The sequence below is a fragment of the Streptomyces sp. NBC_00299 genome (assembly GCF_036173045.1).
Lineage (GTDB): Bacteria > Actinomycetota > Actinomycetes > Streptomycetales > Streptomycetaceae > Streptomyces > Streptomyces machairae.
In genome coordinates this window covers 4846377-4868796 of record NZ_CP108039.1, presented here as the reverse complement: position 1 = coordinate 4868796, position 22420 = coordinate 4846377, and the positions used below count along the sequence as shown (strand labels likewise).

At 68.1% G+C, this 22420-nt stretch carries 15 protein-coding genes; 12 read left to right on the top strand and 3 right to left on the bottom strand.

The features are described from left to right. The first annotated feature begins 202 nt into the window (after positions 1–202). Together femX and OHT51_RS21445 are read left to right on the top strand one after the other, a co-directional pair. Complete coding sequence (gene femX / locus OHT51_RS21450; protein WP_328880545.1) at positions 203–1321, top strand: peptidoglycan bridge formation glycyltransferase FemX; 1119 nt, start codon at positions 203–205, stop codon at positions 1319–1321. A 98-nt stretch (positions 1322–1419) separates the two neighbouring features. Further along, positions 1420–2451: an alanine racemase gene (locus tag OHT51_RS21445; RefSeq protein ID WP_328880544.1), complete on the top strand. Its 1032-nt coding sequence runs from the start codon at positions 1420–1422 to the stop codon at positions 2449–2451. A 119-nt stretch (positions 2452–2570) separates the two neighbouring features. On the opposite strand, the gene OHT51_RS21440 is transcribed toward OHT51_RS21445, so the two are convergent. Both OHT51_RS21440 and OHT51_RS21435 read right to left on the bottom strand, forming a co-directional pair. Continuing rightward, the gene (locus OHT51_RS21440) at positions 2571–4070 is read right to left on the bottom strand and encodes a glycosyltransferase family 87 protein (protein ID WP_328880543.1); all 1500 of its coding nucleotides are present in this window, start codon (positions 4068–4070) and stop codon (positions 2571–2573) included. A gap of 206 nt (positions 4071–4276) precedes the next feature. Continuing rightward, on the bottom strand, positions 4277–6973 hold the full coding sequence (locus OHT51_RS21435; protein WP_328880542.1) for a transglycosylase domain-containing protein: 2697 nt from the start codon (positions 6971–6973) through the stop codon (positions 4277–4279). A 352-nt stretch (positions 6974–7325) separates the two neighbouring features. Here OHT51_RS21435 and OHT51_RS21430 point away from each other — a divergent pair, with 352 nt between their 5' ends. The 4 genes from OHT51_RS21430 to OHT51_RS21415 all read left to right on the top strand — a co-directional run bounded on the left by OHT51_RS21430 (position 7326) and on the right by OHT51_RS21415 (position 11171). After that, positions 7326–8009 carry a PadR family transcriptional regulator gene (locus tag OHT51_RS21430; RefSeq protein ID WP_328880541.1) on the top strand — a complete coding sequence of 228 codons (684 nt, stop codon included), beginning with the start codon at positions 7326–7328 and terminating at the stop codon, positions 8007–8009. A 44-nt stretch (positions 8010–8053) separates the two neighbouring features. After that, on the top strand, positions 8054–9136 hold the full coding sequence (locus OHT51_RS21425; protein WP_328880540.1) for an inositol-3-phosphate synthase: 1083 nt from the start codon (positions 8054–8056) through the stop codon (positions 9134–9136). A gap of 118 nt (positions 9137–9254) precedes the next feature. After that, a complete protein-coding gene (locus OHT51_RS21420; RefSeq protein WP_328880539.1) occupies positions 9255–10532 on the top strand; it encodes an MFS transporter in 1278 nt (425 codons plus the stop codon). Between the two features lie 108 nt (positions 10533–10640). Then, a complete protein-coding gene (locus tag OHT51_RS21415) occupies positions 10641–11171 on the top strand; it encodes an LppU/SCO3897 family protein (RefSeq protein WP_328880538.1) in 531 nt (176 codons plus the stop codon). A gap of 118 nt (positions 11172–11289) precedes the next feature. Here OHT51_RS21415 and OHT51_RS21410 read toward each other — a convergent pair whose 3' ends face one another. Next, on the bottom strand, positions 11290–12732 hold the full coding sequence (locus OHT51_RS21410; RefSeq protein ID WP_328880537.1) for a CCA tRNA nucleotidyltransferase: 1443 nt from the start codon (positions 12730–12732) through the stop codon (positions 11290–11292). Positions 12733–13001: 269 nt separating this feature from the next. Here OHT51_RS21410 and OHT51_RS21405 point away from each other — a divergent pair, with 269 nt between their 5' ends. The 6 genes from OHT51_RS21405 to trxB all read left to right on the top strand — a co-directional run bounded on the left by OHT51_RS21405 (position 13002) and on the right by trxB (position 22391). After that, positions 13002–15410 (top strand): DUF6049 family protein, encoded by a 2409-nt coding sequence (locus tag OHT51_RS21405; protein WP_328880536.1) that lies wholly within the window; start codon positions 13002–13004, stop codon positions 15408–15410. 45 nt (positions 15411–15455) lie between these two features. Next, positions 15456–17702 carry a murein biosynthesis integral membrane protein MurJ gene (murJ, locus tag OHT51_RS21400; protein ID WP_328880535.1) on the top strand — a complete coding sequence of 749 codons (2247 nt, stop codon included), beginning with the start codon at positions 15456–15458 and terminating at the stop codon, positions 17700–17702. 137 nt (positions 17703–17839) lie between these two features. After that, the gene (locus tag OHT51_RS21395; RefSeq protein ID WP_328880534.1) at positions 17840–19558 is read left to right on the top strand and encodes a protein kinase family protein; all 1719 of its coding nucleotides are present in this window, start codon (positions 17840–17842) and stop codon (positions 19556–19558) included. A gap of 29 nt (positions 19559–19587) precedes the next feature. Further along, a complete protein-coding gene (sigM, locus tag OHT51_RS21390) occupies positions 19588–20325 on the top strand; it encodes an RNA polymerase sigma factor SigM (protein ID WP_328880533.1) in 738 nt (245 codons plus the stop codon). Next, positions 20322–21251: an anti-sigma factor family protein gene (locus OHT51_RS21385; RefSeq protein WP_328880532.1), complete on the top strand. Its 930-nt coding sequence runs from the start codon at positions 20322–20324 to the stop codon at positions 21249–21251. The genes sigM and OHT51_RS21385 overlap by 4 nt, the downstream gene beginning before the upstream one ends. A gap of 171 nt (positions 21252–21422) precedes the next feature. After that, the gene (gene trxB / locus OHT51_RS21380) at positions 21423–22391 is read left to right on the top strand and encodes a thioredoxin-disulfide reductase (protein ID WP_328880531.1); all 969 of its coding nucleotides are present in this window, start codon (positions 21423–21425) and stop codon (positions 22389–22391) included. Positions 22392–22420: the final 29 nt, after the last annotated feature.

Below are 22420 nucleotides of genomic sequence, written 5' to 3'. Positions count from 1 at the left end.
ACTCCTCGCGCCGGTCTCGGAGACCGACCTCCGAACACCGACACGACAGCGCATAGAACACCCTCGAACGCCCCGGCGGCCTCAAGGCCGGGGCGAAGCTGCCATACGCCCAGTCGGGGCGCTCGCAAGGCGCAGTAGGCTTCGGCGCGAGAGCCGGAGCCCCTGAACCCATGGGGACACACCAGCCCGAGGAGCGCCCCGAATGAGCCTGACCCTGAGGACGATCAGTCGCGAGCAGCATCTGGCATACATCCAGAGCCTGCCGTCGGCGAGCCACATGCAGGTCCCGGCCTGGGCAGACGTCAAGGCGGAGTGGCGTTCGGAGAGCCTCGGGTGGTTCGACAAGTCCGGCGAACTCGTCGGCGCAGGCCTCGTCCTCTACCGGCAGCTGCCCAAGATCAAGCGCTACCTCGCCTATCTGCCCGAGGGCCCGGTCATCAACTGGTTCACGCCGAATCTGACCGACTGGCTGGAACCGATGCTCGCGCATCTGAAGAACCAGGGCGCCTTCTCCGTGAAGATGGGCCCGCCGGTGATCATCAGGCGCTGGGAGGCCACCTCAATCAAGGCGGGCATCCAGAACCCGGACGTGAAGCGGCTGCGTGACATCGAGGCCGACTTCATCGAGCCGCGCGCCTTCGAGGTCGCCGACAAGCTCCGCCGCATGGGCTGGCAGCAGGGCGAGGACGGCGGGGCCGGCTTCGGCGACGTGCAGCCCCGCTACGTCTACCAGGTGCCGCTGGCCAACCGGTCCCTGGAAGAGGTCCACAAGAACTTCAACCAGCTGTGGCGACGCAACATCAAGAAGGCCGAGAAGGCCGGCGTCGAGGTCGTCCAGGGCGGCTACCAGGACCTCGAGGAATGGCAGCGTCTGTACGAGATCACGGCCGTGCGCGACCACTTCCGCCCGCGCCCGCTGTCGTACTTCCAGCGCATGTGGACGGCCCTCAACACCGAGGACCCCAACCGCATGCGGCTGTACTTCGCCCGTCACAACGGAGTGAACCTGTCGGCGGCGACGATGCTGATCGTCGGCGGGCACGTCTGGTACTCCTACGGCGCCTCCGACAACATCGGCCGTGAGGTCCGGCCCTCGAACGCGATGCAGTGGCGGATGCTGCGCGACGCCTACGCGCTCGGCGCGACCGTCTACGACCTGCGCGGCATCTCCGACTCCCTGGACGAGACCGACCACCTCTTCGGCCTGATCCAGTTCAAGGTGGGCACGGGCGGCCAGGCCGCCGAGTACCTCGGCGAGTGGGACTTCCCGCTCAACAAGCTGCTCCACAAGGCGCTCGACATCTACATGTCGCGTCGCTGACCTTGCGCTCTCTGCTTCGATACCGTCAACAGCTGCACCGTCGATAGCTTCCATATCTCTGATACACCGCAGCCACCAGAAAGGTTCCAGGTCCGGCCATGGCGCTCACGCTCTACGTCGACACCGCGCGCTGGCGGGCGCACCACAAGCACGTGCAGGAGCAGTTCCCGGGACTCGTCCCGGTCTGCAAGGGCAACGGCTACGGGTTCGGGCACGAGCGGCTGGCGGAGGAGGCCACTCGACTGGGCTCGGACGTCCTCGCAATCGGCACGACGTACGAGGCCGCGCGCATCAAGGACTGGTTCGGCGGTGACCTGCTGGTGCTGACGCCGTACCGGCGCGGCGAGGAGCCCGTGCCACTGCCCGACCGGGTCATCCGCTCGGTGTCGTCTGTGGACGGCGTGTACGGCCTTGTGGGCGCCCGTGTCGTCATCGAGGTGATGTCCTCGATGAAGCGGCACGGCGTCAGCGAGCACGACCTGCCGCAGCTGCACGCCGCCATAGAGAACGTCCGGCTCGAGGGCTTCGCCATCCACCTGCCCCTGGACCGCACCGACGGCTCGGACGCCGTCGAGGAGGTCATCGGCTGGATGGACCGGCTGCGCGCGGCCCGGCTGCCCCTGCACACGATGTTCGTCAGCCATCTCAAGGCCGAGGAACTGGCGCGCCTGCAGCAGCAGTTCCCGCAGACCCGCTTCCGTGCCCGCATCGGCACCCGGCTGTGGCTGGGGGACCACGACGCCACCGAGTACCGCGGCGCGGTCCTGGACGTCACCCGCGTCTCCAAGGGCGACCGCTTCGGCTACCGGCAGCAGAAGGCAGCCTCGGACGGCTTCCTGGTGGTCGTGGCAGGCGGTACGTCGCACGGAGTGGGCCTAGAGGCCCCCAAGGCGCTGCACGGCGTCATGCCGCGCGCCAAGGGCGTCGCCCGGGCGGGTCTCGCCACGGTCAACCGAAACCTGGCTCCCTTCGTGTGGGGCGGCAAGCAGCGCTGGTTCGCGGAGCCGCCACACATGCAGGTGTCGATCCTGTTCGTTCCCTCGGACGCGCCCGAGCCGAAGGTCGGAGACGAGCTGGTCGCCCATCTGCGGCACACCACCACGCAGTTCGACCGGATCGTGGACCGCTGAGCTGCCGCACTCGGCACACACGCTCGGCAAGGCAGTAACGCGAAAGGCCGTACACGGACTCTCCCGTGTACGGCCTTTCGCCTGTACGGCCTTCACGGAGGCTCCTACGCCGTGTTCGCTCAGAGCGAACCGCCGGCCGCCCCCCGGTTGCCCCACTCCACCTGCGGCCCCTCGAAGTGGGCCGCGTGCCGCGGTGGATGGGCTGCAGGGCCGAGCACGAACACGTCCTCCGCCCCATCGAGGACGCCGCCCGACGGGTCGTCGTCGCCGGCTCGGCGCACCGGGTCCCGCTCCGGCATGAGAATGTCCCGAACGATCACGGCGCACATGTACAGCGTTCCCAGCAGGTGCACGCCGATGGCCCAGTGGTAGCCGTCGGGCGGCAGTCCCTTGTGGGCGTCCCCACTGGTCGTGTATGCGAGGTACAGCCAGATCCCGAGGAAGTACGCCACCTCGCACGCCTGCCAGATGAGGAAGTCCCGCCACCTCGGCCGGGCCAGCACCGCCAGAGGCACCAGCCACAGGACGTACTGCGGCGAGTAGACCTTGTTGGTGAGGATGAACGCCGCGACGATCAGGAAGGCCAGCTGGGCGAAGCGCGGGCGGCGCGGCGCGGTCAGGGTGAGCGCGGCGACGCCTGCACAGCACAGCAGCATCAGCAGCGTGGCGAGCGTGTTGACCGTCTCGGTGCTCAGCGGGTCGCTGGAGTTCTGCGCCAGGATCAGCCAGAAGGAGCCGAAGTCCACGCCTCGTTCCTGGCTGAACCGGTAGAACTGCGACCAGCCGTCCCAGGCCAGAAGCATCACCGGAAGGTTCACGACCAGCCAGGCCACCGCCGTGCCACCGAGCGCCTTCCCAAAGTCCCGCCACTTGCCCGCGCGCCAGCACAGGACGAACAGCGGGCCGAGCAAGAAGACGGGGTAGAGCTTCGCGGCCGTGGCGAGCCCCAGCAGGACGCCGAAGGCGAGCGTGCGGCCACGTGACCACATCAGCATTGCCGCGGCCGTCAGGGCGACGGCCAGCAGGTCCCAGTTGATGGTCGCGGTCAGGGCGAAGGCAGGCGCCAGGGCGACCAGCAGCCCGTCCCAGGGACGCCTGGCGTGCGTGCGGGTCACGCAGACGGCGATGACGGCCGCGCAGACCATCAGCATCCCGGCGTTGACCATCCAGTACCACTGCTCCTGGTCCTGGATGCTGCCGCTGCCCGTCGTGAGCCAGGAGGCGACTTCCATGAACACACCGGTCAGCACTGGGTATTCGAGGTACTCCATGTCGCCGGGGAGCTTGTCGAAGTACGGCACCAGCCCGTCGGCGAAACCGCGCCCCTGGAACAGGTGCGGGATGTCCGAGTAGCAGGCATGCGTGTACTGCGAGCTGGCGCCGAAGAACCAGGCGCCGTTGTAGCAGGGTGCCTTCTGGACCAGCCCGAGGGCGAACATGCCGATCGCCACGAGCACGATGATCCGCACGGGAGTCCACCAGGACGTCCCGAGCAGGGCACGCCGTCCGATGGGGCCACCGATCAGCTCACTCCCGTTGGCGGCGACCTCGTCCTCTCGGGTCGGCCGCACCAGGTCCGGCTCGTGCGCGCTTGTGGGCGTCGTCTCTGCACTGGGCATGGGGCACATCCTGCCGTACGTGTCTGAGGACGGTGCGAGGGCGACCGGGATGAGGTGGCTGAGTGTTTCACGTGAAACCGACGTTTCACGTGAAACAGGCCCTCGCCCAGGCCAGCCGCCCGCGGCCCCGATCATGACGAAGGCCGGTGGCCGGCACCCCGCTGCGTGGATGCTGGCCACCGGCCTTCTGGCGTCAGACGGGCCTGTCAGCCTGACGGTCCGCCGAAGATGCCTCCGTTGCCGTTGCCATTGCCGTTGTTGTTGCCGTCCGTCTCGGTTTCCGTAGGCGTCGGCGTGGAGGTCACCCCGCCGTCCGTACCGCCGTTGTCCGAGCCTCCGACGTCGTTGCACTGGAAGCCGAAGCAGGTCTCGGTAGGCGTAGGCGTCGGCGAGGTCAGCGACTCGCTGGGCGTCGGGCTCGGAGTCGGGCTGGTTTCCTCGGTCTCGCTGGGCGTAGGACTGGGCGTCGGCGTGGGGATGTCGTTGATGACCTCACCGATAGGCGTCGGCACCGGGAACGGTGTCGGGGTCGTGCCCTTCAGCGCCTGCTCCATGTAGTCGTGCCAGATCTCGGCCGGGAACGAAGCACCGTGGATCTTCTCCTGACCACCCGTTCCGAACATCTTCAGGAACTCGCGGTTCTGGTTCTTCTCGTTGTCGTCCAGCCTGAACATCGCGATCGAAGTCGACAGCTGCGGGGTGTAGCCCACGAACCAGGCCGACCGGTTACCGTCCGTGGTACCCGTCTTGCCGGCCACCTCACGGTCACTCAGCTGCGCGCTGGTACCCGTGCCCTTGTCGACCACCGTCTTGAGGACGTCCGTGACGTTGTCGGCGACCTCCGGGGTGAAGGCCTCCTTGGTCTCGGCCTTGTGGGAGAAGACCTCGCCGTCCTTGTCCGTCACCGTCTTGACGGAGTAGGGAGCACGCTGCTTTCCGCTGGAAGCGAAGGTGGCGTAGGCGCCCGCCATGCGGATCGCGCTGGGCTGAGAGGTACCGATGGAGAAGGAAGGGTAGTCCGTACCGGTCAGGCTGCTCTCCAGGATTCCGGCGTCCTCGGCCGCCTCCTTCACCTTGTCCAGCCCGATGTCCATGCCGAGCTGCACGAAGGCGGAGTTCACCGAGTTCCTCATCGCCTCGCGGAGATCGATCCGGTAGGCGGGAGGAGTGCCGTACGACTCATCGCCGTCGTTGACCTGGTTCCACTCCTCACCCTTCTCGTTCCGCCAGATGTCGCCCTTGTAGTCCCTGATCTTGAGCTTGTTCTTGCCGCTGTACAGGCTCTTCGGCGACACCTGGGTGCGCTCGTCCTGAGCCTGTTCCCCTTCGAGTTCCGGGTTTCGCACGCCCCACTTCATCGCAGCCGCGAGAACGAACGGCTTGAACGTCGAACCGACCTGGGCGCCGGTGACGTCGGCGTTGTTGGTGAAGTGCTTGGTCGCGTCCGCACCGCCGTAGATGGCCTTGATGGCACCGGTCGCCGGATCCACCGAAGCCCCGCCGAACTGGACGTGGGTGTCCGTCTCCGGGCGCTCCTCGGGCTTGATGTTCGCCTTCTGGACCTTCTTCACCGAGTCCTCGAGCTCCTTGACCTTCTTCTTGTCGAAGGTCGTTTGGATCGAGAGGCCGCCCGCTCGCAGTTTCTCCTCGGTGATGTTGGTCGTCTTGCTGTTGTTGACCAGGTAGCCGTTGGCGAGATCGACGAGGTAGCCGATCTGGCCGCTCAGCGCGGAGTTGAAGCGCGGGTTCTTCCAGTCGGGCAGCTTGGTGTACTTGGCTCGCACCTCAGGGCTCAGATGCCCGTACTGGACCATCTTGTCGAGGGTGTCCTGCATCTGGACCAGGGCCCGCTTCTGGTTGGCCCGGGCATTCGCCGCCGGGTCGATGGACTCGGAACCCGCGGGGTCGTAGTACGTGGCGCCCTTGAGTGTGGCCGCCAGGAAGGCGCACTCGCCCTCGTTCAGCTTGATGGCGTCCTTGTTGAAGTACGCGCGGGCGGCGGCCTGGATCCCGTAAGCGTTGCGCCCGTAGTAAGCGGAGTTCAGGTAGCCGGCCATGATGTCGTCCTTCGACACCGTGGTGCCCACCTTGACCGAGATGAAGATCTCCTTGAACTTCCGCGAGAGCGTCTGAGACTGGTCACCCAGCCTCGCGTTCTTCACGTACTGCTGGGTGATGGTGGAACCACCCTGCGTCTCGCCACCGGTGGCCATGTTGAACACGGCGCGGGCGATGCCCTTCGGGTCGATGCCGCTGTCGCTCTTGAAAGTCTTGTTCTCCTGCGAGATCACGGCGTTCTGCATCGCCTTGGGAATCTGCGACAGGTTGATGATCTGCCGGTTGGTCTCACCACCGGTGGAGACCATCTCGCTGCCGTCGTTCCAGTAGTAGACGTTGTTCTGCGCCGTAGCGGTCTCGTCGACCTTGGGGACGCCCACCATGGCGTAACCGATGCCGGCCACGGCCACCAGGCTTCCGAGGAAGCCGACGAAGAGGCCCGCCACGAGCTTCCATGACGGCACCCAGCGCGCGACGCCGTACTTGCCCGCCCGCGGATAGTCGACGAACCGCTTCTTTCCGGGGGGAGCGGCACGCCCTCGGCCCCGTCCGGGACCGGTGGCACCGCCGGGAGCGGCGCGGCGGCCGCCCCGGCCCGGTGGTTCTGCCGCTCTGCGGCGGCTGCCGCCGCCTCTCTGGGCCGCGCGTCGTGCCTCGGCACGCCCGCCGTACGGACGTTCTTCGCCTTCCGAACCGCTGAAACCCGACCCGTACGAGTCGGAAGGAGATCCGGTGGCGCCTCGCGGTGCCGCTCGGCGGCCGGAGGACGAGCCGGACTGGCCGCGTCGGGCCGCGGCACGTCCGCCTTCCTGCGGCTGCGGCGGTTTGCGACGGTGCTCGCTCATCGAACGACTACTCCTCGGGCAGGCGCACCCCTGCGCGCCTGACAACGGCGGCTGATTTCCGGTCCCCCCGAAGTACGGATGTGGTCGGTTCTGCATTCACCCGTACTGCACCAAGGACAACGACGCCCTCAGGTGTCACGCGGTTCCCGGTGCTGTGCATGGCGCACAGACTACGCACCGTCAAAGCCTGCCTAGTCCCGAACTTCACCCCAAATCAGGCAACTCGCTCCACATGAATCGTTGATGTGATCCCGTTCACCGTTCCCCCACTTGTCGCGCCCGGAAGGCCGTTCTATCGTCTAGATGTATCGAGTCGATACATCAGCGCGAGATATGACGAGGAGGCGAGGGGATGAGCCGACGGTCCGGGATCCTCGAGTTCGCCGTCCTCGGACTGCTCCGCGAGTCCCCCATGCACGGCTACGAGCTGCGCAAACGACTCAATACGTCACTGGGCGTGTTCCGCGCGTTCAGCTACGGCACGCTCTACCCCTGCCTCAAGACGCTGGTCGCCAACGGCTGGTTGATCGAGGAACCGGGGCACACCGCCGAGGACGCCCTTGCCGCACCACTCGCGGGGCGTCGCGCAAAAATCGTCTACCGGTTGACGGCGGAAGGTAAGGAGCACTTCGAGGAACTGCTCTCGCAGACCGGCCCCGACGCGTACGAGGACGAGCACTTCGCTGCCCGATTTGCCTTCTTCGGACGGACGCCGCAGGACGTGCGCATGCGCGTGCTGGAGGGCCGACGCAGCCGGCTGGAGGAGCGTCTGGAGAAGATGCGCGCCTCCCTGTCACGCACGCGGGAGCGCCTCGACGACTACACGCTTGAGCTCCAGCGCCACGGGATGGAGTCCGTGGAGCGCGAAGTGCGCTGGCTGAACGAGCTCATCGAGAGCGAGCGGGCCGGGCGGGACCTGAAGGGTTCCGCTTCCGGGGGGTCCGCTCAGCAGGACACCACAACTGGAGAGCCGGGCGATCTGCCCCGTCCCGGGGTCACCCCCAGGACGGATTCGCCCGGCGACACCGCCACGTGAGAGCTCAGTCAGGGCCTCACTCGTACACACAGGGAGCAACCGGAATGGGTTCGGTTCGCGTAGCCGTCGTCGGCGTGGGCAACTGCGCCGCGTCGCTGGTTCAGGGAGTCGAGTACTACAAGGACGCCGACCCGGCGTCCAAGGTCCCCGGCCTGATGCACGTGCAGTTCGGCGACTACCACGTCAGTGACGTCGAGTTCGTCGCCGCCTTCGATGTCGACGCGAAGAAGGTCGGCCTCGACCTCGTGGACGCCATCGGCGCCAGCGAGAACAACACCATCAAGATCTGCGACGTGCCCCGCTCCGGCGTGACCGTCCAGCGCGGCCACACCTTGGACGGTCTCGGCAAGTACTACCGCGAGACCATCGAGGAGTCCGCCGAGGCCCCGGTCGACATCGTCCAGATCCTCAAGGACAAGCAGGTCGACGTCCTCGTCTGCTACCTGCCCGTCGGCTCCGAGGACGCGGCGAAGTTCTACGCCCAGTGCGCCATCGACGCCAAGGTCGCCTTCGTCAACGCCCTGCCGGTCTTCATCGCCGGTACGAAGGAGTGGGCGGACAAGTTCACCGAGGCGGGCGTCCCGATCGTCGGCGACGACATCAAGTCCCAGGTCGGTGCCACCATCACGCACCGCGTCATGGCGAAGCTCTTCGAGGACCGCGGCGTCATCCTGGACCGCACGATGCAGCTGAACGTCGGCGGCAACATGGACTTCAAGAACATGCTCGAGCGCGAGCGCCTGGAGTCCAAGAAGATCTCCAAGACGCAGGCCGTCACCTCGCAGATCCCCGACCGTGAGCTCGGCGAGAAGAACGTCCACATCGGCCCGTCGGACTACGTGGCGTGGCTCGACGACCGCAAGTGGGCCTACGTCCGCCTCGAGGGCCGTGCCTTCGGTGACGTCCCGCTGAACCTGGAGTACAAGCTCGAGGTCTGGGACTCCCCGAACTCGGCCGGCGTCATCATCGACGCCCTGCGCGCCGCGAAGATCGCCAAGGACCGCGGCATCGGCGGCCCGATCCTCTCGGCGTCGAGCTACTTCATGAAGTCGCCGCCGGTGCAGTACTTCGACGACGTGGCCCGCGAGAACGTCGAGAAGTTCATCAAGGGCGAGGTCGAGCGCTAGCGAGACCCAGCCGTGCGCCAAGCACCGCGGCGCCGCAGTTGAACGCTCCTGCCAGAGCTGCCGAGGGTCCCCGGGTTGTACCGCCCGGGGACCCTCCCCGTATGTGAGGCTGTGCCCCATGTCCGTGGTACGCGACCTGCGGGTCCTGTTGCGCTTCGGGAACTTCCGGCGCCTGCTCGTCGTACGCCTGCTCTCGCAGGGCGCCGACGGCGTCTACCAGACCGCGCTCGCCACGTACGTGGTCTTCTCCCCGGAGAAACAGACGTCGGCCACAGCGATCGCCTCCGCCATGGCCGTCCTGCTCCTTCCCTACTCCCTGGTGGGCCCCTTCTCCGGCGTCCTCCTGGACCGTTGGCGCCGCCGCCAGGTTCTTCTGTACGGCAGCCTGCTGCGCACCGTGCTGGCCTCGGCGACGGCCGTGCTGATCATCACCGACGTACCGGACTGGCTCTTCTACGTCTCGGCCCTGTGCGTCACCGCCGTCAACCGCTTCGTCCTGTCCGGCCTGTCCGCCGCACTGCCACGTGTGGTCGACGAAGAGCGCCTGGTGATCGCCAACTCCCTTTCCCCGACCGCCGGAACGCTGGCCGCGACGGCGGGTGCCGGTCTGGCCTTCGTCGTACGGCTGGTGGCCTGGGACTCCGACGCGGCCGTGGTGCTCCTGGGCGCCGCCCTGTACTTGTGTGCGGGACTGGCGGCCCTGCGTATGTCACGGGAACTACTCGGCCCCGCTCGCGAGTTGGTGCAGCCACGTATAGCGACGGCCCTGGCCGGCACCGCGCGCGACCTGGCGGCGGGCGTACGCCATCTCGCCGCTCCGCCGCGCCGGGAGGCTGTCTGGGCTCTGCTCACGATGGCCCTGATGCGCTTCTGCTACGGCGCCCTGCTGGTCATGCTGCTGATGCTGTGCCGGTACGCCTTCTCGACGAACGCGGATGACGGACTCGCCCTGCTGGGGCTGGCGTTGGGCATCTCCGGCGCCGGCTTCTTCGCGGCGGCCCTGGCAACCCCCTGGGCGGCGGGGCGCCTGGGTCCCGGTCGCTGGATCGCTGCGTGCGCGGGGGTCGCCGCACTCCTGGTGCCCGCGCTCGGCCTGCCCTTCGCCACAACTCCCATGCTGGTCGCGGCTTTCGTCCTCGGCATGACGACGCAGGGAGCGAAGATCGCGACGGACACGATCGTGCAGTCCTCGGTCGAGGACGGCTTCCGTGGCCGGATCTTCTCGGTCTACGACGTGCTGTTCAACGTCGCGTTCGTCGGTGCGGCCGGAGTGGCCGCCCTGGTACTGCCGCCGGACGGCCGCTCGGCACATCTGGTGGTCGCAGTCGCCGTTGTCTACGCGGCAGTTGCAGTGGCTATGGCCCGCTTTGAACACCGCTCTGTGTCACATCAATGACACAGAGTCCCCCGCGGCTACGGGACTGTCAGTGGTGCCCGGTAACTTACGTGCGTCTTATAACGCGCATTATTCGCGCCACGCACCCATGTTCCAGGGGGACCCCAAGTGACAACTCCGCCGCCCCAAGGCAACCCGTTCGCCCAGGGCCAGAACCCGTACGCCCAGGGTCAGCAGCCCTACGGCCAGCCTCAGGGCCAGGCCCCGTACCCGCCCCAGGGCGGCTACCCGCAGCAGCCGGGGCAGCCGGGGTTCCCTCCGCAGGGCGCGGCGCCGTATGCGCCGGTTCCGCCACAGCAGCCCGGTCGCCGGTTCAGCTTCAAGACGATCAAGAACGTTGCTGCCGTCGCCATCGTCGGCATCATGCTCGTCGTCGGCTACATAATCAGCCTGGACGACGCCGAGAACGCCGCGGTGGGCGACTGCCTGAAGTCAAGCTCCTCGTCGTCCTCGAACGACCGCATGGAGGTCGTGGACTGCACCTCCTCCGAGGCCGAGGCCAAGGTGCTCAAGAAGATCGACGGCACCTACACCTCTCTGACGGCCGAGACCGAGTGCCGCAAGGTCAGCGGCGCCACCAGCTTCTACGCCCAGACCGGCGACGGCGACAACTTCCTGCTGTGCCTGTCGGACGTCTGATCTGACCTCTCCACCTACTGAGGGGCGGTGTTTCACGTGAAACACCGCCCCTCAGCACTTGCTGCTCTCTATGGAGCCGGGCGATGTTTCACGTGAAACATCGCCCGGCTCCATAGCCTCAGTCCTGCTCGGCCCACCACTCCTTGAGTGCAGCCACGGCCTCGTCGTGCCCCATCGGCCCGTGCTCCAGCCGCAGTTCCAGCATCTGCTTGTACGCGCGGCCGATGACAGGACCTGGTCCGATGCCAAGGATCTCCATGATCTGGTTGCCGTCGAGGTCGGGGCGGATGGCGTCCAGTTCCTCCTGCTCCTGGAGCTGAGCGATCCGCTCCTCCAGGCCGTCGTAGGCGCGGGACAGCGCAGCCGCCCTGCGCTTGTTCCGCGTGGTGCAGTCCGAGCGGGTCAGCTTGTGGAGGCGGTCCAGGAGCGGACCGGCGTCACGGACATATCGGCGGACGGCGGAGTCCGTCCACTCTCCGGTGCCGTAGCCGTGGAAGCGCAGGTGGAGTTCGACCAGACGTGAGACGTCCTTCACCAGCTCGTTGGAGTACTTCAGCGCCGTCATGCGCTTCTTCGTCATCTTCGCGCCGACCACCTCGTGGTGGTGGAACGAGACCCGGCCGTCCTTCTCGAAGCGACGCGTGCGGGGCTTGCCGATGTCGTGCAGCAGCGCGGCCAGACGGAGGGTCAGGTCGGGACCGTTCTCCTCCAGCGCCATCGCCTGTTCCAGGACGATCAGCGTGTGCTCGTACACGTCCTTGTGGCGGTGGTGCTCGTCGCTCTCCAGCCGCAGGGCCGGCAGCTCGGGCAGCACATGGTCGGAAAGCCCGGTGTCCACCAGGAGCCTCAGCCCCTTACGCGGGTGGGCGGAAAGGATCAGCTTGTTCAGCTCGTCCCGCACCCGCTCCGCCGAGACGATCTCGATCCGCCCCGACATCTCCTGCATGGCCGTGACAACCTCGGGAGCGACCTCGAAGTCGAGCTGCGCCGCGAACCGCGCCGCCCGCATCATGCGCAGCGGGTCGTCCGAGAAGGACGCCTCGGGAGTGCCCGGCGTGCGCAGTACCCGCTCCGCGAGGTCCTCCAGACCGCCGTGCGGGTCGACGAACTCCTTCTCCGGAAGCGCGACGGCCATCGCGTTCACGGTGAAGTCACGCCGGACGAGGTCCTCCTCGATCGAGTCGCCGTACGACACCTCCGGCTTGCGGGAGGTCCGGTCGTAAGCCTCCGATCGGTAGGTGGTCACCTCGATCTGGTAGCCGTCCTTCTGTGCTCCAACCGTGCCGAAGGCGATACCGACCTCCCACACGGCGTCACCCCACGGGCGCACGATCTTCAGCACGTCCTCGGGACGGGCATCGGTCGTGAAGTCCAGGTCGTTGCCGAGCCGGCCGAGCAGCGCGTCCCGGACCGATCCGCCGACCAGGGCGAGTGAGAACCCGGCCTCCTGGAAACGGCGGGCAAGGTCGTCGGCGACAGGGGCAACCCGCAGCAGTTCGCTCACCGCGCGGTGCTGCGCCTGGCTCAGGGCGCTGGGCTTTTCTTCGTTGGCGTTCGGCACAACAGAAGAGGGTACGTGGCCCGGCCGACCGTGGGCGCCCCCATTAAACGTGCACACCGGAGGCCACAGACAGCTCCGTCGATACGCTCACAAGATCCGCCCTTGCGAACTTAAGAAACGCTCCTCTTTATACGGGCACATACGGGACAGGCCGACGTCGGGAACCGATCTTGTGGAGGAGACCGCGGCACTTCCCCTCAGCGCGCATCGTTACCATGCGTGGACGCACATTCCGACGACCACTGACGACGACGAGGACGGACGAGCGCGTGGCCGAGGCGGCAGACTTCCAGGGGATGACTCCCTCACCTGCCCGCCGGTGGATGCGGCGCACCGGAGCACTGCTTGCCGGGGCGCCTCTGCTGGCCGGGCTGCTTCAGCTGCCCACCGCCGCCCCCACGCAGGCTGCGGGGCAGGACTCCGTGAAGGCCGCTTCCGGCTCGGGCACGGTGGCTGTCGCTGTGGACTCGCTCACCCCCTCTGCCCCCAGTGACGGCGACACACTGACTGTGTCCGGCACGGTGACCAACAAGGGGAAGCAGGCGGTCACGGATGCGCAGGTGGACCTGCGTCTCGGGGGCGCTCTCAACACCCGCTCGGCCATCGACAGGATCGCCGGGCGCGGCGATTACCAGCAAGGCGTCGACGCAGCCCCGGTGGGCGGGAAGTACGTCAAGGAGTTCCCCAAGCTCACCCCTGGCGTGTCCCAGCACTTCAGCATCTCCGTGCCGGTCGACAAGCTGGACCTCGGCGAGGACGGCGTCTACGAGTTCGCCGTCTCTCTGTCCGGAGAGACGTCCGCGCGGCCGTGGGACCAGGTATTCGGCATCCAGCGGACGTTCCTGCCGTGGCAGCCCGACGAAGCCGACACGAAGACCCCGACGACGGTCATGTGGCCGCTCATCTCCACCGCGCACATGACGGCTCAGACGGGGTCGAACGAGTCGCAGACGCCGGTCTTCCGTGACGACGATCTCGCCAAGGAGATCGCTCCCGGCGGCCGCCTCGAACAGCTCGTGTCGCTGGGCAAGGAGCTCGACGTCACCTGGGTGATCGACCCCGACCTGCTGGCCTCCGTGGACGCGATGACGGAGAGCTACCGCGTCCAGGGCGAGGGTGACGCGACGACGGCGGGCACCCACCAGGCGCTCGCCAAGCAGTGGCTGGCCGAGCTGCAGGAAGCAGTGCAGGACAAGGAGGTCGTCGCCCTGCCCTTCGGCGACCCCGACCTCGCTTCCCTGGCCCACAACGGCACGAACGTCACCGGCTCGCTCAGCCACCTCAAGGAAGCCTCCGACGTCGCCGCCGACACCGTCGACTCGATCCTCCACGTGGAGCCGACCACCGACTTCGCCTGGCCCGTGAACGGCGCCGTCGACCCGTCCATCGTCAAGGTCGCCACCTCCGCCGGCGCGGACAAGATCATCGCCCGTAGCGACAGCCTGACGGAGACGGCCGGGCTGCCTTACACGCCCTCCGCGTCCCGCCCCGTCGGCGGCGGTACGACAGCGGTCGTCACGGACGCACGGATGTCGACGCTGTTCCAGGGCAACCTGACCAGGGCGTCAAGCTCGACACTCGCCGTGCAGAGGTTCCTGGCGCAGAGCCTGGCCCTCAACCTCCAGACGGACAATCAGCGCAACATCGTCGTCGCCCCGCAGCGGATGCCGGCCGCGAGCCAGGCCCGCGCGATGGCCGAAGCGGTGACGGCGCTCCAGGACGGCACGTGGTCCCAGTCCCAGGACCTCACCGCCGCCGCCACGGCCAAGCCCGACTCCGCCGCCACCACTCGGGTACCGGCGGCGTCCAAGTACCCCTCCTCGCTGCGCAAGCAGGAGCTGCCGCGATCGGCCTTCACACAGATCGCGACCACGCAGGACAAGCTCGACAAGTTCAAGGTGATCCTCACCAACCAGGACCGGGTGGTGACCCCCTTCGGGCGGGCCATGAACCGGGAGATGTCCACGTCGTGGCGCGGCCGCTCCGCAGAGGCCGCGGACTATCGCAACGGCGTGGAAGCGTACGTCGACTCCCTGGCCGGCCAGGTCACGCTGATCGACAAGTCCGAGACCAAGCTGTCCGGACGCAGCGCCACGATCCCGGTGACGGTGCAGAACAACCTGGTGCAGGGCGCGGAGCACCTGGTGCTGCGACTCACCTCCAGCAGCCCGAGGCGGCTGGAGATCGGTGGGGAGCGTTTCTACGAACAGCCCGTCGCGGTGTCCGGCGGGCACAGCCAGACGGTGAAGTTCCCCACGTCGGCTCAGGCCAACGGCCAGGCCACGGTCGTGGCCCAGCTGTACACGGAGGACGGCCAGAAGTACGGCGCACCGGTCACCTTCGACGTGAAGGTCACCGAGTTCACGGCAACCGTGATGCTGGTCATCGGCGGCGGTTTCCTCCTGCTCGTCCTCGCCGGGTTCCGTATGTACACGCAGCGCAAGCGGGCCGCCGCCCGTGCGGCCGAGGACGACGGGGCCGAGGAGACGAGCGAGGCGGACGGCGATCCGGAGAACCCGGAAGGCCCCGAGGACCGTCTCACGCAGGAGGACCTTCTTGAGGAGGAGTCCCGCACGAGCGCCCGGCAAGAGGCCCCGGAGCAGCCGAGTGACCCGACACCGGACACCGCAGCGGAAAGCGCCGACCCGTCCGGCACGGGTGAGAGAGTGGACCGTTGAGCAATGTCGTGGCCGGTGGGCCCGGGACGATGAGGTGGGGTAACCATGAACGCGCCGTACGACGGTGACCGCGGCCAGGCCGCGGGCCCCCCGGGGCACCCCGAGGGCCCGCCGCCCGAGGACGGCCAGGTATCGCCGCAGCACCCCGCGGACATGTACCTCCAGGACGCCTACGACCAGGACACCTACCGGGCCCAGGACCTCTCGTCCCAGGACCCGGTCGCAGAGGCGCTGTACGACCGTGCCGCGCACCCGCCGCCCCCGCCGGGCACGTATCCGCCGCAGCAACAGCTGTACGCCCAGCCGCCCCAGTCGCCGTACGCCCCCGACCCCCAGGTGTGGGCGCAGACCCCGGCGCCCGAGCCGGAGGGCCCGACCCAGTACCTGCCGTACGGCGACGACCCCCGTACGACCCAGTACGTCGGAGTCGACGACCTCGTCACGCACTCCACCGAGAACCACCCGGAGCACGACGCCTTCGCACACCTCTTCCGCGACCAGCAGCAGGGCGGCCACCCGCAGTACCAGCCGCCGACGGTCCCCGGGCCTTCCCCGGCGCCTGCCGGGGGCCCCTACCCGGGGCCCCCGGCACCTGCCGCGGCCGAGGCCGCTGCGCCGCCGCCTGCGCCCGCTCCGGCCCCTGCGCCGACCGCCAAGAAGGGCGGGCGGGCCGGCGGTCTGCTGAAGTCGAGCGCCGTGATGGCGGCGGGCACGATGGTGTCCCGGCTCACCGGCTTCGTCCGGTCCATGATGATCGTTTCGGCGCTGGGTCTCGGCCTGCTCGGCGACTCGTTCCAGGTCGCCTACCAGTTGCCGACGATGATCTACATCCTGACCGTCGGCGGCGGCCTCAACTCCGTCTTCGTGCCGCAGCTCGTGCGCGCGATGAAGGACGACGAGGACGGCGGCGAGGCGTACGCGAACCGGCTGCTGACCCTGGTGATGGTGGCGCTGGCCGCACTCACCGCCCTGGCGATGTTCGGCGCACCACTCCTGGTCAGGGCCCTGTCCACCCCGGTCGCCAACGATCCCGCTGCCAATGAGGTGGCCGTCACCTTCACCCGCTACTTCCTGCCCTCGATCTTCTTCATGGGCGTTCACGTGGTGATGGGGCAGATCCTCAACGCACGCGGCAAGTTCGGCGCGATGATGTGGACGCCGGTCCTGAACAACATCGTCATCATCGTGACGCTGGGAATGTTCCTCTGGGTGTACGGCACCGCGGAGCACTCCGGCATGTCCGTCACGAACATCCCGCCGGAGGGCCAGCGGCTCCTCGGTATCGGTGTTCTGCTCGGCCTGGTCGTCCAGGCCCTGGCGATGATCCCGTACCTGCGCGAGACAGGCTTCCGGCTGCGGCTGCGCTTCGACTGGAAGGGCCACGGTCTCGGCAAGGCAGCGATGCTCGCGAAGTGGACGATCCTGTTCGTCCTGGCCAACCAGGCGGGCGCGCTCGTGGTCACCCAGCTGTCCACCGCCGCCGGTGTCGACGCCGATGTCGACGGAACCGGCTTCGCCGCCTACGCCAACGCCCAGCTGATCTGGGGCCTGCCGCAGGCCATCATCACCGTCTCGCTGATGGCCGCCCTGCTGCCACGGCTCTCGCGCTCCGCCGCCGAGGGCGACAGCGGTGCCGTCAGGGACGACATCTCCCAGGGCCTGCGGACGACGGCCGTCGCCATCGTCCCCATCGCCTTCGGATTCCTGGCCCTCGGCATCCCGATGTGCACGCTGATGTTCGGCTCCTCGGGCACCAGCGAGGCCACCAACATGGGCTTCATGCTGATGGCCTTCGGCCTCGGCCTCATCCCGTACTCCGTGCAGTACGTGGTCCTGCGCGCCTTCTACGCCTACGAGGACACCCGGACCCCCTTCTACAACACGGTGATCGTCGCGGCGGTCAACGCCGTCGCCTCGGCCGCCTGCTACTTCGTCATCCCGGCCCGCTGGGCCGTCGTCGGCATGGCCGCCTCCTACGGACTGGCCTACGCGATCGGCGTCGGCATCGCCTGGAGCCGGCTGCGCAAGAAGCTGGGCGGCGACCTTGACGGCACCCGCGTGATGCGGACGTACGCCAGGCTCTGCATCGCCTCGGTCCCCGCGGCCCTGCTGAGCGGCGCGGCCTGCTACGGGATCGCCCAGACCCTCGGCCAGGGTGTCGTCGGCTCCTTCGCCGCCCTGCTGGCCGGCGGAGCCGTTCTGCTCGGGATCTTCTTCGTGGCCGCCCGCAGGATGCGCATCGAGGAGCTGAACTCACTGGTCGGCATGGTCCGCGGGCGCCTGGGGCGCTGAACCTTGGGTACGCGCACAACCATCGTCCGCCACCGTGTGTCGTGCATAGCGGCGGACTGTGGGCACAATTGGGTTCGGCGTCGGACGGCGCGCACTGAGTCGGACGGCGCGCAAGGAATGGGGAGGCAGGAACGACGGTGGTGGAACGGAGCACGGCTGCCGTCGACGTGGCAGACAACAGCGGCGATGAGCCGCTGACCGCTCAGGCGGACCAGTCCACGGCCGACGGGGTGGCCAAGAATCGGGAGCGGGACACGGACATCGACGAGGCACAGGGGAGTGGCGGGACCGAGGGTCCCGGAAAGGCCTCACCGCCCGAACTGCACAGCGGTCACAAACTCGCCAGACGCTACCGCCTCGAGGAGTGCGTCACCCGTCTGGACGGTTTCAGCAGCTGGCGTGCGGTCGACGAGAAACTCCGTCGCGCCGTCGGCGTCCACATCCTGCCCGCGGACCACACTCGGGCCCGTTCCGTGCTGGCCGCTGCCCGCTCCTCCGCACTGCTCGGCGACCCCCGGTTCGTCCAGGTCCTCGACGCCGTCGAGGAGAACGACCTCGTCTACGTCGTTCACGAGTGGCTTCCCGACGCCACTGAACTGAGCACGTTGCTCGCCTCCGGCCCGCTGGAGCCGTACGACATCTACCAGATGGTCACCCAGGTGTCCGCCGCCATGGCGGCCGCTCACCGCGAGGGCCTGGCGCATCTGCGCCTCAACCCGAACGCCGTGCTGCGCGCATCTACCGGCCAGTGGCGCATCCGCGGCCTCGCCGTGAACGCCGCCCTGCGCGGCATCAGCTCCGACACCCCGCAGCGCACCGACACGGAGGCCATCGGCGCCCTGCTGTACGCCGCACTCACCCAGCGCTGGCCGTACGAGAGCGACGCCTACGGGCTGTCCGGGCTGCCCAAGGACATCGGGCTGATCGCCCCCGACCAGGTGCGCGCCGGCGTCCACCGGGGCCTGTCCGAGCTCGCCATGCGCGCGCTGGTCAACGACGGCGCGACCGCGTCCCGCCATGAGTCCGCGTGCACGACGCCGGAGGAGCTGGTGAAGGCGATCGGCGAGATGCCCCGCATCCGCCCGCCGGAGCCCTCGTTCACCGCCCCGCCGGACTATCAGCGCACGACGTACCAACAGGGCACGTATGGCCGCCAGACGTCGCATCCGGGCGCCACCCAGCCGGTACCGACCCCGCCGCCCCCGCTGCAGAGCCGCACCGGCAAGGCCCTGAAGTGGGCCGTGTCGGCTCTCCTGATCGCGGCGCTGGGCCTCGGCAGCTGGCAGCTCGCTGACGCGCTCATGGACCAGGGCAACAATTCCGAGGACGGCAGCCAGACGCAGACGACGGACGACAACGACAAGAACGGCGACAAAACCAAGCCGGTCCGTCCGATCAAGATCCAGAACGCCCAGGAGTACGTCGCCAAGGGCGGAGCCCAGGCTCCTGAGGACGTGGGGAAGACGTACGACGGCGACAGCTCTTCGTACTGGCGCACCAAGAGCTTCGTCGACGGTCCGGAGATGAACCCGGCCTTCAAGCCCGGCGTGGGCATCGTCTACGACCTCGGATCGCCTCAGTCGGTGTCTGCCGCTTCGATAGGGTTTCTGTATCCCGGCGACCACACGACCGTCGCGCTCTACGCGTCGGACTCCCTGACGCCCTCGTCGCTGGACTCGATGGAAAAGATCGGCACCGTCACGACAAACGGCACCAGTGCGACGGTGAAGGTCACCAAGTCGGTGAAGACCCAGTACGTTCTCGTGTGGCTCACCGCCATGCCTCATGCGGACCGTGACCAGTACAGCGGCTCCGGGTACAAGCAGGCCATCACCGACCTGAAGTTCACCGGCTAGAGCTCACCACGTCCAGGGGAGGGGGTCCGATGGCAGAGGGCACCGCACACCGCGAGGTGAGCGACCAGGATCTCCTGGACCTCCATGTGAAGGGCGACCCCGATGCCTTCGGTGAGCTCGTGCGGCGTCACCGCGACCGGCTCTGGGCGGTGGCGCTGCGGACGCTCGGAGACCGCGAGGAGGCCGCTGACGCCGTCCAGGACGCCCTCGTGTCCGCCTACCGGGCCGCCCACACCTTCAGAGGCCAGTCGGCCGTCACGACGTGGCTGCACCGGATCACCGTGAACGCCTGCCTGGACCGCGCCCGCAAGGCTGCCTCGCGGAAGACCTCCCCCGTCGACGACACCGAGCGCCTGGAGCAGTTGCTGGAGCCTCACGAGGAGGCATCCGCGCCGGCGGAGCGCAACGATCTGCATCGCCAGTTGCTGGAGGCTCTCGGCACACTGCCGCCCGACCAGCGCGCGGCACTCGTCCTGGTGGACATGCAGGGATACCCCGTCGCGGAGGCTGCCCGGGTCCTCGATGTGCCGACCGGCACGGTAAAGAGCCGATGTGCGCGCGGCAGAGCCAGACTCCTGCCTCTCGTCACGCATCTACGACCGGAAAGCGCGCGCGGCGGCAAGGACTCCGGCGAGAGGCGGAACCGGACGGAGGGGGCATCCGTCCCACCGGCAGCGGGTCCTCATGACACGGCGCAAGCCAAGGATCCGCGTGATAGCGGGCCGAGTGATTCAGCAGCAGTGAAGGGCGGAGGTGGGCGAGCGTGACATCCACGACGGACACGGCCGGGCACCCGGACGTCACCGAGCTCTCCGACCTCACCGAGGGCGTGCTCCCTCCGGCCAGGACCACCGAGGTACGGAGTCATCTCGACCAGTGCGAACTATGCGCGGACGTCCACGCCTCGCTTGAGGAGATCCGGGAGCTGCTCGGCACCCTGCCCGGCCCGGCGCGAATGCCCGCCGATGTCGCCGGCCGGATCGACGCTGCTCTCGCCGCTGAGGCGCTGCTGAACGCGACGGCGCCCGATGGCGTCGAGGCACCGACGCTCGCTGGGGATAGCCGCGCTGCGGTCTCCGGTGGGGACGACGGCGCACATGTTTCACGTGAAACATCGGCAGCGGCGCATCGTCCGGCAGGGCATGCCCGCTCCTCGACCACCGGTCCCGGCCGCAAGGACCGCAAGAAGCCCGGGCGCCGCAGGGTGGCCGTCCTCGGTGCCGCCTTCACAGCTGCCGCTCTCGGACTCGGCTCCGTGCTGCTCACCTCACTGATGGGTGGCGGAGGGGCCGGTCCATCGGCTGATGGCGGGCAGACCACCGCCGACACCTTCTCCGCAGCGAAGCTGGAGAAGCAGGTCACCGATCTCCTCGCCAAGAGCGAGAGCTCTCCAGGTAGCTCCCGCGGTCCCGACCGCAGCCTGGGCATGGAAGGCGGGCCCGACACCCAGAGCCCCAAGATCCTGCGTGAGATCACGGTGCCCGACTGCGTCAGGAAGGGCATCAATCGCGACGACGCGGCGCTTGCCGCTGAGGAAGGCGTCTACCAGGGCAAGGACGCTCTCCTCGTCGTGATGCCGGACGCCTCCGACGCCAGCCGGGTCACCGTCTACGTCGTGGACTCGACCTGTGTGAAGCAGCCGTCGTTGACTACGGCCAAGGTTCTCCTGAAGGACTCCTACCCGCGTTCCTGAGACCCCGGCAGCTCGTCTCCGTCAGGCCCACCCAACCCCTACTCTGTGGCGTCACCGTGTGCCCGGACACAGCGGGAATGCGCGCCCCTTAGGATCCGTTGGGTGGGGTGAGAGTCCTGAAAGGGGCTCCCCCCGGCCCTTCGACGCAGTCCAGAGACGAGGAATCAAGCCGTGAGCGATGTCCGTAACGTGATCATCATCGGCTCCGGGCCCGCCGGTTACACGGCGGCGCTCTACACCGCGCGCGCGTCGCTGAAGCCGCTCGTGTTCGAGGGAGCCGTCACCGCTGGCGGTGCGCTCATGAACACGACCGAGGTCGAGAACTTCCCGGGCTTCCAGGACGGCATCATGGGCCCCGAGCTCATGGACAACATGCGCGGCCAGGCAGAGCGCTTCGGAGCCGAGCTCATCCCGGATGACATCGTCAACGTCGACCTGAGCGGTGAGATCAAGACCGTCACCGACACCGCGGGCACCGTCCACCGGGCGAAGGCCGTCATCATCGCCACCGGCTCGCAGCACCGCAAGCTCGGTCTGCCGAACGAGGACGCCCTCTCCGGCCGTGGCGTCTCCTGGTGTGCGACCTGCGACGGCTTCTTCTTCAAGGACCAGGACATTGCCGTGATCGGCGGCGGCGACACCGCGATGGAGGAGGCCACCTTCCTCTCCCGCTTCGCCAAGTCCGTGACGATCGTCCACCGTCGCGACACCCTGCGCGCCTCGAAGGCGATGCAGGACCGTGCCTTCGCCGACCCGAAGATCAAGTTCGTCTGGGACAGCGAGGTGGCCGAGGTTCGGGGCGAGCAGAAGCTCTCCGGCCTGAAGCTGCGCAACCTCAAGACCGGCGAGCTGTCGGACCTGGCGGTCACCGGCCTGTTCATCGCGATCGGCCACGACCCGCGCACCGAGCTGTTCAAGGGCCAGCTGGAGCTGGACGAGGAGGGCTACCTCAAGGTCGAGGCCCCCTCCACCCGCACCAACCTGACCGGTGTCTTCGGCGCCGGCGACGTCGTCGACCACACCTACCGTCAGGCGATCACCGCGGCCGGTACCGGCTGTTCCGCCGCCCTGGACGCCGAGCGCTTCCTCGCCGCCCTCTCGGACGAGGAGCAGGCCGAGCCCGAGAAGACCGCTGTCTGACCCCCACCCACCCCACGCACCACAGTTAA